6 protein-coding genes are annotated in these 13,955 nt (G+C 72.0%); 4 read left to right on the forward strand and 2 right to left on the reverse strand.

Translation table 11 applies throughout. The annotated features are described in order from the left end of the window. Window positions 1–157 precede the first annotated feature (157 nt). A complete protein-coding gene (locus DVA66_RS03125; protein ID WP_157973805.1) occupies window positions 158–8,179 on the reverse strand; it encodes a CshA/CshB family fibrillar adhesin-related protein in 8,022 nt (2,673 codons plus the stop codon). 410 nt (window positions 8,180–8,589) lie between these two features. Between DVA66_RS03125 and DVA66_RS03130 the strand changes: the two genes are divergently transcribed. Further along, entirely contained in the window at window positions 8,590–9,600 is a 1,011-nt protein-coding gene (locus DVA66_RS03130) for an aldo/keto reductase family protein (protein ID WP_114558738.1), read from the forward strand. Window positions 9,601–9,866: 266 nt separating this feature from the next. On the opposite strand, the gene DVA66_RS03135 is transcribed toward DVA66_RS03130, so the two are convergent. Then, entirely contained in the window at window positions 9,867–10,325 is a 459-nt protein-coding gene (locus DVA66_RS03135) for a MarR family winged helix-turn-helix transcriptional regulator (protein ID WP_114558739.1), read from the reverse strand. 144 nt (window positions 10,326–10,469) lie between these two features. Between DVA66_RS03135 and DVA66_RS03140 the strand changes: the two genes are divergently transcribed. The 3 genes from DVA66_RS03140 to DVA66_RS03150 all read left to right on the forward strand — a co-directional run bounded on the left by DVA66_RS03140 (window position 10,470) and on the right by DVA66_RS03150 (window position 13,882). After that, a complete protein-coding gene (locus tag DVA66_RS03140; RefSeq protein WP_114558740.1) occupies window positions 10,470–11,873 on the forward strand; it encodes an MFS transporter in 1,404 nt (467 codons plus the stop codon). After that, window positions 11,870–12,568: a nitroreductase family protein gene (locus tag DVA66_RS03145; RefSeq protein ID WP_114558741.1), complete on the forward strand. Its 699-nt coding sequence runs from the start codon at window positions 11,870–11,872 to the stop codon at window positions 12,566–12,568. The genes DVA66_RS03140 and DVA66_RS03145 overlap by 4 nt, the downstream gene beginning before the upstream one ends. A 165-nt stretch (window positions 12,569–12,733) precedes the next feature. Further along, a complete protein-coding gene (locus DVA66_RS03150) occupies window positions 12,734–13,882 on the forward strand; it encodes a zinc-dependent alcohol dehydrogenase (protein ID WP_114558742.1) in 1,149 nt (382 codons plus the stop codon). The last annotated feature ends 73 nt before the right edge of the window (window positions 13,883–13,955 follow it).

Here is a 13,955-nt window from a genome sequence, read left to right on the forward strand (position 1 = left end):
CCGCACCGGCCACCTCCTCCAGATGGTGCCCGATGACGCCCGTCGGACCCCACCGACCCCGGCAGGACGGCAGAGTTCGAGCGCTGTGGGACACCTCGGCGAGGGCTTGCGCAGGACCGCCGGCCGGCGACCCGGGGAGGTCGCCGGCCACGGCTGGCTAGCGACCAGCCGGCGTATCTGTCCCGGACCGTCGTCGGATCCCCGTCCCGACCAGGGCGGCCCCCAGCGCGGAGCCCAGCAGGCCCAGCAGCAGCAGCGCGGGCAGCGGGCCACCGGTGTCGGGCAGGGAGCCCTCACCGTCGTCCACCGGGGGCGCCGCGGCGGGCGGCTCCTCGGCGGCCGGCGGCTGCTCGGCGACCGGCGGCTCCTCGGCGACCGGCGGCTCCTCTGCGGGCGGCTCCTCTGCGGGCGGCTCCTCGGGAGCCGGAGGTGCCGGCACCGTCTCGACCGGGAGTGATGCGGTGGCCGTCCCCGCCACCTCACCGTCCACGCCGGCGCCGGACACGGTCGCGGTGTTGGACACCTCGCCGCGCTCGACATCGGCCGCGGTGACCACGTGCCTGGGCACCGTGCAGGTCATCGACTCGCCAGGGCCCAGCTCGTCGGACGAGCAGGTCACGGTGCCGGCCGTCGGGTCGAGCACCTCGATCTCGTGCACCGTCGTCGCCCCGGGGTTGGAGACGGTGATCGTCCACGCGATCTCGTCCCCGGCGCTGAGTCGGCCGTCGCCGTCGGTGTCCACCCCGCTGGCCCGCTTCTGCAGGCTGAGCGCGGAGGCGGCGTCGGTGGTGGCGACGGCGTCGTCGGACGCCGACTCCGGCGCCGGAACGCCCTCGGGTGCGGTCGCGGTCGCGGTGGCCACGTTGCTGACCGACCCGGCGTCGACGTCGTCCTGCGTCACCTGGTAGCTGGCCGTGCAGCTCGTCTGCTCACCGGGGGCGAGCGGGCCCGTCGGGCACTCGACGACGCCGAGCTCCCCGGTGCCGCTGAACTCCTGCTCCACCACCTGCGGGTCGGTCACGGTGACGTTCCCGCTGTTGGTGATGGCGAAGGTGTAGGTCAGCTCCTCCCCGGTGGCGCTGAACGTGGTCGGCGCCACCGACTTCTCCAGGGTCAGCGCCGCGGCGCGCTCACCCGGCAGCACCACCGTCGACGGCGGAGAGGTGACCGGGCCGTCCGGGCCGGTCGCGGTGGCCGTCGCGGTGTTGCTCACCGAGCCGGCGTCCACATCGGCCTGGGTCAGCACGTAGCCGGCCGTGCAGGTGACGCTCTCGCCGGGGGCGAGGGAGTCCACCGCCGGGCACTCCAGCGGGGAGACCTCGCCGCTGCCGTCGAAGGCCGTCTCGCTGACCGCCGGGTCGAGCAGCGTGCTGGTGCCGGTGTTGGTGACCACGAAGGTGTAGGTGATCTGCTGGCCCGCCACGAAGCTCTCCGGCGAGGACGGGCTGGCCGACTTCACCACGGTCAGCGCCGAGGACGCCTCGACGTCCAGCACGGCGTCGTCGGGCTCGGAGACCACGACCGGCAGCCCGCGCGGAGGGGTGCCCTCGGCGGTGGCCGTGTTCGTCACCGTCCGGGCGTCCACGTCGGCCTGGGTGAGGGTGTAGCGGGCCGTGCAGGTCACCCGCTCACCCGGCAGCAGGGAGGCCGCCCCGTCGGGGCAGACGATCTCCGAGAGCTCGCCGGTGCCGGAGAACTCGCCCTCCACCGGGGTGACGTCGGTCAGCGTGACGTTGCCGGTGTTGGTGATCTCGAAGGAGTAGGTCACCTGGTCACCGGCCGCGCCGACGGCCTCCGGGGCGACGGTCTTGACCAGGCTGACCGAGGGCTCGGCCGGGGTGGGCAGGACGGCGTCGTCGGGTTCGGAGGTCACCGGCGGCTGGTCACCGGGAGGGGTGCCGACGGCGGCTGCGGTGTTGGTCACCTCGCCGGCATCGACGTCGGCCTGGGTCAGGGTGTAGGTGGCCGTGCAGGTCACCTGCGCGCCGGGCGCCAGCGAGGCGGCGCCGTCGGCGCAGACGATCTCGCCCAGCTCCCCGGTGCCGGAGAACTCCTGCTCCTCGACCGCGACGTCGTCCAGCGTGACGTTGCCGGTGTTGGTGATGACGAAGGAGTAGGTGACCTCCTCGCCGACCTCGAACCCGCCCTCGGGGGCCGGCTCGGCGGACTTGACCAGGCTGAGGCCCGGCGCCGGCGGCACGGTGACCACCGCGTCGTCGGGCTCGGACACCACGGCCGGGCCGTCTCCGGGCGGGGTGCCGGTGGCGGTGGCGGTGTTCTCGACCTCACCGGCGTCCACGTCGGCCTGGGTCAGGGTGTACGTCGCCGTGCAGGTCACCTCGTCGCCGGGGGCCATGGTCTGTGCGGCAGCCGGGCAGACCACCACCGGAGCGGTCCCCGTCCCGGTGAACCGCGTCTCGTCGACGGCGACGTCGGTGAGGGTCACGTTGCCGGTGTTGGTCACCAGGAACGAGTAGGTCACCTGGCCACCGGCCGCGGTCACCTCACCCGGGTCGACGGTCTTGACCAGGGTCAGCGCCGGGTCGGCCGCGACCACCACGGTGGCCTCGTCGGGCTCCGACACCTGCTGCGGCAGACCACGCGGAGGAGTGGCGGTGGCGACGGCGGTGTTGACCACCTCACCGGCGTCGACGTCGGCCTGGGTGAGCGTGTAGCTCGCGGTGCAGGTGACCTGCGCCCCCGGTGCCAGGGTGGCCGCCTCGGCGGGGCAGACCGCCACCGGCGCCGGGCCGGACCCGGTGAACCCGGTCTCGTCGACGGCCACGTCGGTGAGGGTCAGGTCCCCGGTGTTGGTCACCAGGAACGAGTACGTCACCACGTCCCCCGCGGCGTTCCCCTCGGCGGGGTCGACGGTCTTGTCCAGGCTCAGACCCGGCTCCGCGGCGAAGCCCACCACGGCGTCGTCGGGCTCCGACACCACCGGCGGCAGCCCCTGGGGTGGCGTCCCCGTGGCCGTCGCGGTGTTGCGGATCTCGCCGGCGTCCACGTCGGCCTGGGTCGCGGAGTAGGTGGCGGTGCAGGTCAGCTGCTCGCCGGGAGCGAGCGACCGGTCGTCGGGGCAGCTGAGGTCGGACAGCTCGCCGGTCCCGGAGAAGTCGCCCTCCACCGGGGTCACGTCGTCCAGCGTGACGTTGCCGGTGTTGGTGACCAGGAAGGTGTAGGTCACCTCGTCACCAGCCGCCCCGAGGACCTCGGGGCTTGCGCTCTTCACCAGGCTGAGAGAGGGACCGGCCGGGAGCGGCACGGAGGCCTCGTCGGGCTCGGAGACCACCGGAGGCAGGTCACCCGGTGGGGTGCCCTCCGCCACGGCGGTGTTGGTCACCACGCCGGCGTCGACGTCGGGCTGGGTCAGGGTGTAGGTGGCGGTGCAGGTGACCTCGTCCCCGGGCGCCATCGACCCGGCCGCCTCCGGGCAGACGACGGTGCCCAGCTCGCCGGTGCCGGAGAACTCGCGCTCGAGCACCACGACGTCCTCCACCGTGACGTTGCCGGTGTTGGTGACGAGGAAGGAGTAGGTGACCTCCGCGCCGGCCACGAAACCGTCCGACGCATCGAGGTCGGCGGACTTGACCAGGCTGAGCCCCGGCACCGGCGGCACGGTGACCACCGCGTCGTCGGGCTCGGACTCCACGACCGGGCCGCTCGGCGGGGTGCCTGCGGCGGTGGCGGTGTTGCGCACCTCACCGGCGTCGACATCGGCCTGGGTCAGCGTGTAGGTGGCGGAGCACGTCACCTCGGCGCCGGGGGCCAGGACGTTCACGGCGTCGGGGCAGACGATCACCGGGGCGGTGCCGGTGCCGTCGAAGGCGGTCTCCTCGACCGTGACGCCGCTGAGGGTCACGTTGCCGGTGTTGGTGACCAGGAACGTGTAGGTGACCTGGTCGCCGGCGGCGGTGGCCTGGGCGGGGTCGACGGTCTTGACCAGGGTGAGGGCCGGGTCGGCGGCGACGACCACCGTGGCGGAGTCGGGCGCCGACACCTGCGGCGGCAGACCTGCCGGTGCCGAGGCGGTGGCGGTCGCGGTGTTGTCGACCTGCCCGGCGTCGACGTCGGCCTGGGTCAGCGTGTAGCTGGCGGTGCAGGTGACCTCGGCGCCGGGGGCCAGCGTCGCGGCCTCGACGGGGCAGGCCGCGACGGGCGCCGGCCCGGTCCCGGAGAACGCGGTCTCGTCCACCGTGACGTCGGTGAGGGTCACGTTGCCGGTGTTGGTGATGCGGAACGCGTAGCTGACCACGTCGCCGGCGGCGTCCGCCTCGGCGGGCGTGACCGTCTTGTCCAGGCTCAGCCCCGGCTCCACCCGGGCCGGCACCTGAGCGTCGTCGGGCTCGGACGCCACCGGGGGCAGGCCCCCGGGCGGGGTGCCGGTGGCGCGGGCGGAGTTCGACACCTCACCGGCGTCCACGTCGGCCTGCGTGACGGTGTAGCCGGCGGTGCAGGTCAGCTGGTTACCGGGCGCCAGCGAGCGCTCGTCGGGGCAGACCACCTGGGGACGGGCGCCGCTGCCGGTGAACTCGAGCTCCTCCACGGCGACGTCGTCGACGGTGACGTTGCCGGTGTTGGTGACCACGAAGGTGTAGGTCACCTCCTGGCCGACGACGAAGGCCTCGGGGGCGCTGGGCGAGGCGGTCTTCTCCAGCGTCAGCGCGGGGTCGCGCTCGACGGTGACGACGGCGTCGTCGAGCTCCGACACCGGCGGGGTGGTGTCCCCGGGCGGGGTGCCGGTGGCGGTGGCGGTGTTGGTCACCACGCCGGCGTCCACGTCGGCCTGGGTCAGCGTGTACACCGCGGTGCAGGTCACCTCGGCGTCGGGGGCCAGCGAGCCGGCGGCGGGCGGGCAGCTGACCAGCGGCGGCCGCCCCGTGCCGGAGAAGTCGACCTCGTTGGCCGTCACGTTGGCCAGGGTCACGTTCCCGGTGTTGGTGATGACGAAGGAGTAGGTCACCTCGTCCCCGGCGGCCGCCAGCGTGGTCGGATCGGCGGTCTTGGTCAGCGTCAGCGCCGGGGCCGGGGCCACGGTGACGACGGCGTCGTCGGGCTCCGACACCGGAGGCGTGACGTCCCCGGGCGGGGTGCCGGTCGCGGTGGCGGTGTTGGTGACCTCGCCGGCGTCGACGTCGGCCTGGGTGAGGGTGTAGTCGGCGGTGCAGGTGACGGCGTCCCCCGGGGCCAGGCTGGTGGCACCGGCCGGGCAGTCCAGCGGCGCCAGCGTGCCGGTGCCCGAGAAGACGGTCTCGGCCGCGGTGACGTTGGCCAGGGTGACGTTCCCGGTGTTGGTGATGAGGAAGGAGTAGGTGACCTGGTCCCCGGCGGCGGTGCCCTCGGTGGGCGTCACCGTCTTGACCAGGGCGAGGCCGGGATCCGCCGGCAGCGGCAGCAGCGCGTCGTCCTCCTCCGAGACCACGACGGCACCTCCCGGCCGGGTGGCGATCGCCATGGCGGCGTTGGTGACCTCACCGGCGTCCACGTCGGCCTGGGTGACGATGTAGGGGGCCGTGCAGGTGACCTGCGCGCCAGGTCGCAGGGAGTCCGCGGCGGTCGGGCAGCTGATGTCGCCGAGCTGCCCGGAGCCGGAGAACGGGCCTTCGGAGACGGCCGCTCCGGTCAGGGTGACGTTGCCGGTGTTGGTGATGAGGAACGCGTAGGTGACCTCGTCCCCGGCCTCCACCCCCTGGGCCGGTGAGACGGACTTGCTGAGCGTGAGCTCGGGGTCCTGGGGGGTGGGCACGACGGCGGTCGAGGGTGTCGGGTCGGGCACCTCGACGCCGGTCGGAGGCGTGCCGACGGCGGTGACGGTGTTGGTGACCTCACCGGCGTCGATGTCGGCCTGGGTGAGGCTGTAGGTGGCCGTGCAGGTCACCTGCTCACCCGGGGCGAGGACGTCGGCCGCGTCGGGGCAGCTGATCGCCGACATCTCGCCGGTGCCGGAGAAGGCGGCCTCGACCGGGGCGACGTCGGTCAGGGTGACGTTGCCGGTGTTGGTCAGCACGAAGGAGTAGTCGATCTGCTGGCCGGCCACGAAGTCGGCCGGTGCGGACGGGGTGGCCGACTTCACCACGGTCAGGTTGGCCTCGCGCTCGACGACCACGACCGCGTCGTCGGGGGTCGACTCGACGGTCGCCAGGGTGCCCGGCGGGTTGCCGGTGGCGGTGGCGGTGTTGGTCACCTCACCGGCGTCCACGTCGGCCTGGGTGAGGGTGTAGCTGGCGGTGCAGACGACCTCGCCCCCCGGCGCCAGCGAGGTGCTGGGGCAGGACGCGACGGGTGCGGTGCCGGTGCCGGAGAACTGGTCCTCGACGACCTCGACGTCGGTCAGGGGCGCGTCGCCGGTGTTGCGCACCTGGAAGGAGTAGCTGACCTGGTCGCCGGCGTCGGGGCCGTTGCCGTCGAGGTCGATGACCTCGCTGACGGACTTGGCCAGCGCGATCTCGGGGGTCAGGGCCTCGTTGGTGATGGTGCAGGCGTAGCGGTCGCGCAGACCCGCCGTGGGCAGGGTCCAGCTGGGTGCCGTACCGATCACCGGCACGGCCACTCCGGTGACGGTGTTGCTGCAGACGATCTGCGGGGTGCGGTAGTCCGCGAGCGTCCCCGGTCCGGCGGCCAGCCGCTCCGAGACCGTGTAGCTGACGCCGGGGGCAGCGATCACCTGGCGGGTGCTGACCCCGCTGGCGGTCCCGCTGGTGGTCGCCGAGGCGACGGTGAGCGGGCCGACGGAGATGCCGACGGCGAACTGGTCGCCGGGGTAGGCCCGCGAGCGGAGGTCCTTGGTCACCTGGATCGTCGGGCCGAGGTCGAGGGTCATGCGGTAGTCCTCGACCTCGCCCGAGCGGGCCAACGAGCTCGGCGCGGTGATGTCGACCGGGTCCAGGGCGAGCCGTAGCCGCATGAACGTCGAGGCGCCCACCGGCTGACCCACCACGGAGTCGGGGATGCTGGGCCACGTCACCGTCGCGGTGCCTCCCGCGCACGTGCTGGTACCCGAGCGCTCCCCGGCGTCGAGGAAGTCGCCGTCGACGTTCCAGTCGATCCAGCCGGCCACCGAACCGCCGGCCGGTCCGCAGGCGACGGTGGCGGAGTAGGAGGACCCGACCGCGCCGGTGACGGACGTGCCGCTGCGCAGGCCGTCCTCGTCGTCGGCCGGGCCGAACACCCCGTTGCCGCTGGAGTCGTCCCCGGTCGCGTCCGCCGAGGTGGAGGCGGCGGTCTCGGGGTCGAGGTTCGCCCCCATCCGGATCGCCGGCGGGGCCGCGGTGCCTAGCGCGAAGGTGGTGTCGGACACCCTCGTGGGGACGCCCGCCGCGAGGGTGCCGCCGTTGAAGCCGAAGGATCCCAGGTGGGCGGCGTCGCCGTAGCTGGCCGGGGCGTCGCCGTGGTCGGCGGCGAGCACGACACCGAGGGCGACGGCGGACTTGCCGCCACCGCGCAGCCCGACCCGGGCGCTGGTCGACCCCTCCATGAAGGCGACCGCGGCCGGGCCGCTGGTGCAGAGCGCGGTGGCGGGTCCGGCCAGGGTGAGCTCGTTCGTGGCACTGCGGGTCGCCACCGTGGAGGCGGTGCAGCCGGGTGTGCGGTAGCGGTCGATGATCCGCCAGGTGGCGTTCCCGACGGGGTCGGCGGTGACGTACTCGGCGCCTCCGCTCTGCTCGGCGTCGGCGACGACCAGACCGGCCAGCGGCACCGGCGTGCCGGAGAGGGTGGCCGAGCAGCTGAAGTCGAACTCGACCAGGGCGCCCTGTGCCCAGTTGGACAGGGCGTTGACCAGGGTGTTGCTGCCTTCGGTGCCGCCGACGTTGTACATCTCGTCCAGGGCGTCGCCTCCCCAGTTGCCGGGCCGGTAGGCCTGCAGGAAGGGGGAGGCCTGGCTGGGCTGGGTGCTGGTGATGCGGCTGGTGGTGCAGGTCACCACGAGCGGCTGGCCGCCCACGACGCGGCTGCTGGTGCCCGTGAAGCCGCCGTTGGGCAGGTTCTGGTTGTTGCTGCCCCAGACCACCCAGTCGATGGCCTCCAGGAACCGTCCGGCGCCGCCGGTGGCCACCGCGGCCTCGGCCCGGGGGGCGGAACCCAGCAGCACCGTCAGGCCGGCGAGCAGGACCGCCAGCGTGGCGGCCACCCCTCGGCGGGCGACGTCGAGACGGGAGGAACGGGAGTTTTCGGGCAGCATCGAGCCACTTTCGCGTCAGGCCCCCGCCCAGTCAGCACCCGTGCCGGTCGGCGCGGGCGTGCACACTCTGTCAGCGCCGCGAGTTGGTTGCCAAGGCTTGGTGGCTCGCTGTCCAGACCCGCGGACGGCCGAAGCGGACGCACGATCCGCGGGCCCGCTCTCGCACCCCTGCAACCGCGCGGAGCCGGATGAGTCGGAGGCCCGACCGACCGGCAAGATCCGTCGCCGCGGACGCACCGCTTCCACGGGTCTGGTGGCGAGGTAGCCACAGCGCCCTGAGCCTGTCGAAGGTCAGCGCCCTGAGCCCGTCGAAGGTCAGCGCCCTGAGCCTGTCGAAGGGCGAGCCGCCGGCACGCTCCTTGATGACCCACCCCGGAAGGGCGACCACTGCACCGGTCTAGGTTGGCTGCATGGACTTCCGCTACCTCGGCAACTCTGGCTTCAAGATCTCCGAGATCACCTACGGCAACTGGCTGACCCACGGCTCGCAGGTGGAGAACGAGCAGGCCCACGCCTGCGTCAAGGCCGCCCTGGACGCGGGCATCACCACCTTCGACACCGCCGACGTCTACGCCAACACCAAGGCCGAGACGGTGCTCGGCGAGGCGCTCAAGAGCGAGCGACGCGAGTCGCTGGAGATCTTCACCAAGGTCTTCGGGCCGATCGGGCCGAAGGGTCACAACGACCTCGGCCTGTCCCGCAAGCACATCATGGAGGCCGCGCACGGCTCCCTGAAGCGGCTGCAGACCGACTACATCGACCTCTACCAGGCGCACCGTTTCGACTACGAGACCCCGCTCGAGGAGACGATGCAGGCCTTCGCCGACCTCGTCCGGCAGGGCAAGGTGCTCTACGTCGGCGTCTCGGAGTGGACCGCCGACCAGCTCCGCGACGGGGCGGCGCTGGCGAAGGAGCTCGGCTTCCAGCTGATCTCCAACCAGCCGCAGTACTCCATGCTGTGGCGGGTGATCGAGGGTGAGGTCGTGCCGGCGTCGAGGGAGCTCGGCATCTCCCAGGTCGTCTGGTCCCCGATCGCGCAGGGTGTGCTCACGGGCAAGTACGTGCCCGGCCAGGACCTGCCCGAGGGCTCGCGGGCCACCGACGACAAGGGCGGGGCCAACATGATCGCCCGCTGGATGAAGGACGACGTCCTCGAGCGCGTCCAGCAGCTGAAGCCGATCGCCGAGGAGGCCGGGCTGTCGATGGCGGCGCTGGCCGTCGCCTGGGTGCTGCAGAACGACAACGTGGCAACGGCCATCATCGGCGCCTCCCGCCCCGAGCAGGTCGCCGACAACGCGGCTGCTGCCGGGGTGAAGCTGGAGCCGGGCCTGCTGGCCAAGATCGACGACGTCCTCGGAGACGCTGTGGTGAGCGACCCGGCCAAGACGCTGGACAGCTCCCCGAAGACCCGCGAGGCCTGACCCGCGCCCCTACCGAGCACCGTCGGGTGCGCACGCTGAGCCTGCGTCGCCCGCCCACCCAGTTGTCCGGCCTAGAGGGCGGGAGGGAGCCGCGTTCGACGCGCGTGGCGGCCACCGGTACACCCTCGCTGGAGGCGACAAGCATCGCCGCCTTACCGCTCAGACGGCCCTCGCCAGCGGGTTCCGTGCACCACGGGCAGCTCCGTGGAGCGTCGAGGAGAGGCGACGGAACCTGGTTGTGGTCTCTGAGCCGCCTCCGTCCCGGGTCAGGGGCCGGTCTGCAGGAGCTTGCCGAGCAGCGTCGAGAGCTGTGCGCGTTCGGCCCTGCTGAGCGCACCGAAGGTGGCATCGAGGAACTCGGGGACGTTGGCCTCGGCGCGGCTCAACAGCAGACGTCCTGAGTCGGTGATGGTCACGGCATAGGCGCGACGATCACCGGGGTCGCGACGGCGCTCGACGTAGCCGCCCTTCTCCAACGTGTCGCAGATGCCCACCATGACGGTGCGGTCGATGCGCAGCTCGTCACTCAACGTCCGCTGCGAGCTGGGTCCGACCTCGGCGAGCATCTTGAGCACGAGGTGCTGTCCGACGCCGACCCCGGACTGGGCCGCCTCGGTCTCGGCTGCACGGGAGACGGCCGTCGAAGCCCGACACAACGCGATGTCGAGCCGCTCTGCTGCGAGCACAGGGAAGTAGCTCGCTGTGCGATCGGCGACTTTCGGCATGCACCGCACCTCCGCTCGTGCTCGTCGCTGGCCTCCCAACCTAGCAGGGCTTCATCTGGGGACAGATTGGTTGCAGCCCACCTAATGCATCGGTATGGTCCCAGATGATCTGACTCCCAATCATCGGCAGGATGACGAAACGGTATGACGACGACGGAGACGCGCAAGCAGGTCGCACTGGCGCTGCTGTGCGCAGCGGTGTTCCTGGACTCGATGGACCTGTCCCTGATGACGGTGGCGCTGCCGGCCATCGGGGACGACCTGGGTCTGCCGGACGGGACGCTGCAGTGGCTGGTGTCGGGGTACGCGGTGACCTACGGCGGGTTCCTCCTCCTCGGCGGTCGACTGGCCGACCTGCTCGGCCGTCGCCGCGTGTTCCTGCTGTCCCTCACGGTGTTCGCCGCGGCGAGCCTCGCCGGCGGCCTGGCGTCGGAAGGGTGGCTCCTCATCCTCACCCGCGTGGTGAAGGGGTTCGCGGCGGCGCTGACGGCGCCCGCGGCGCTGTCCCTGATCACGACCACGTTCCGTGAAGGCCCCGCCCGCAATCGCGCGATCGGCTTCTACGCGCTCGCGGGCGCTCTCGGATACAGCGTCGGTCTGATCGCCTCGGGGCTCCTCACGCAGGTGAACTGGCGCCTGGTGTTCCTCCTTCCCGTGCCGATCGTCGTCCTCGTGCTGATCGCGGCGCCCTTCGTGCTGACCGCGCGCGAGGGGGATGGGCAGAGGGCGGCACGGGTCGACATGGGCGGTGCCGCCACCGTCACCGGGGGCGTGCTGGCGCTCGTGTACGCGCTCACGGTGCTGAGCTGGCCAGCGGCGGTGCTGGCCGCCGCGCTCCTGGGTGCCTTCGTCTGCATCGAGCGGCGGCACCGCGACCCGCTCATCCCCCTGGGGGAGCTGCGATCACGGCGACTGGTCGGCGCGAACGCCGCCGCGCTGGCATGGGCGTGCGCGACGATCGGGTGGCAGTTCGTCGCGGTCCTCTTCCTCCAGCGGGAGCAGGGTTACGACCCTCTGATGACCGGGCTCGGCATCGTCCCGATGGGCTTGGCCATCATCGTCGCCGCCCGCGTCGCCGGCCGCCTGATCCCGAGGTGGGGCGAGGGATGGACAGCCGCCACAGGGCTGCTCGTCCAGGGAGCGGGGATCGTGCTGTTCCTGCGCGCCGGTGCCGATGCGGACTACGCCACCGTGCTCCTCCCTGCCCTCGTGATCCACGGGATCGGCAACGGCCTGTCCTTCTCCAGCCTCAACCTCGCCGCCGTCAGCGCGCTCCCCGACGACAAGCAGGGACTCGCCTCCGGCCTCGTCACCTCGGCCGTCCAGATCGGCTCGGGCGTCGGTGTCGCCGTCCTGGGGCTGGTTCTCACTGCGGCCGGCACCGGGGTGGGCGCCTACCACACCACCTTCCTCGCCGCAGCCGCCTTCTCCCTCATCGGCGCCGTCGTCGCAGCAACCGCCCTGCGCGTGACCAGAGGTCCTGAGCGGTACGGGACGTCCGATGCAGCAGCGACCTCAACCACCGATGCCGGAAGCAGACAGTCATGACTCTCGATCTGACCCCCGACCAGCTCCTGTCGACCACGCGGTCCGTCCGCAAGCGTCTCGACTTCGACCGCCCCGTGCCGCGCACGCTGATCGAAGAGTGCGTGGACCTGGCCGTGCAGGCACCGACCGGACGCAACAGGCAGCGATGGCACTTCGTCGTCGTGACCGAGCCAGCTCAGCGGCACGCTGTGGCGGACATCTTCCTCCGTGCCCTGAGCCAGGGCTCCGGACAGCCACTGACCGAACGAGACGCCTGGCGGATGGACTACCACGCGAGCTCTACCGCGCGGGTGTTCGACGGACTCCGCCACCTGGCCGCGAACATCCACCGCGTGCCGGTCTTCGTCATCCCCGGCGTCGAGGGACGCACCGATCACGCGCCCGTGCCCGTGCAGGCAGGGACCTGGGGGTCGATCCTGCCAGCGGTGTGGAGCTTCATGCTCGCCGCGCGCGCCAGGGGCCTGGGCACCACCTGGACAACCGCGCACGCGCCACTCGAGCGCGAGCTCGCCGACGTGCTCGACGTGCCCTACGACGAGATCATGCTCGCCGCACTCATCCCGCTGGCGTACACCATCGGCACCGACTTCAGACCCGCCCCTCGGATACCGCGCGACGACGTCCTGCACTGGGAGCAGTGGAAACAGCGTCCCAACGGCTCCTCCGGGGAGACGCTGCTCTCAGAAGGCGGCTGACTGGGGAACCAGGTCCCGCCGAACGCGGTGACAGCTGACGGTGGTTCTCCGGCGGTGGGTGCGACCTCGGTGCTGGTGCGGTCTCCGCTGTCGCAGGGGTGCGGCCGGCGCAGGCGGGTAGTGCCCCCACCAGAGACCAACGTGCTGAGCCGGTCAGGAGGACCCATGAAGGCGATGACGTACCGAGGCCCGTACCGGGTGCGGGTGCAGGAGAAGGACGAGCCCAGGATCGAGCACCCCAACGACGCGGTCGTGCGGATGACCAAGGCCTCGATCTGCGGCTCAGACCTGCACCTGTACCACGGGATGATGCCGGACACCCGGATCGGGCACACCTTCGGCCACGAGTTCATCGGCGTGGTCGAGCAGGTGGGCCCCTCGGTCCAGCGGCTGCAGCGCGGGGACCGGGTGATGGTGCCGTTCAACATCTACTGCGGCTCCTGCTGGTTCTGCGCCCGCGGGCTCTACTCCAACTGCCACAACGTCAACCCGAACGCCACCGCGGTGGGCGGCATCTACGGCTACTCCCACACCACCGGCGGCTACGACGGCGGCCAGGCCGAGCTCGTCCGGGTGCCGTTCGCCGACGTCGGTCCCTCGGTGATCCCGGAGTGGATGGACGACGAGGACGCCCTGATGCTCACCGACGCCTGCTCCACCGGCTACTTCGGCGCCCAGCTCGGCGACATCGTCGAGGGCGACACCGTGCTGGTGCTCGGCGCGGGCCCCGTCGGGCTGTACGCGGCCAAGTCGGCCTGGTTCATGGGGGCCGGGCGGGTCATCGTCATCGACCACCTGGACTACCGGCTGGAACGGGCCCGCACGTTCGCCCACGCCGAGACCTACAACTTCGCCGAGTACGACGACATCGTCGTGCACATGAAGAAGATCACTGACCACCTCGGCGCCGACGTGGCGATCGACTGCGTCGGTGCCGAGGCCGACGGCAACCTGACCCAGCACATCGCCGCTGCCAAGTTCACCCTGCAGGGCGGGTCGCCGACCGCCCTGAACTGGGCCATCGACTCGGTGCGCAAGGGCGGCACCGTCTCGGTGATGGGCGCCTACGGCCCGATCTTCAGCGCGGTGAAGTTCGGCGACGCCCTGAACAAGGGCCTGACGCTGCGGATGAACCAGGCCCCGGTCAAGCGGCAGTGGCCCCGGCTGTTCGAGCACATCCGCAACGGCCACCTCAAGCCCAGCGAGCTGATCACCCACCGCATCCCGCTGGAGCACATCGCCGAGGGCTACCACATGTTCTCGGCCAAGCTCGACGACTGCATGAAGATCGTCGTCGTCCCCGACGCGGCCTGACGGCCCGAGTCCCGACGCGAGAACCGAGGAGATCCCGTGGCCTACACCGCCCACCGCCCCCACCCGAACCCGC

The organism is Desertihabitans aurantiacus (genome assembly GCF_003344635.1).
GTDB classification, from domain to species: Bacteria; Actinomycetota; Actinomycetes; order Propionibacteriales; family Propionibacteriaceae; genus Desertihabitans; species Desertihabitans aurantiacus.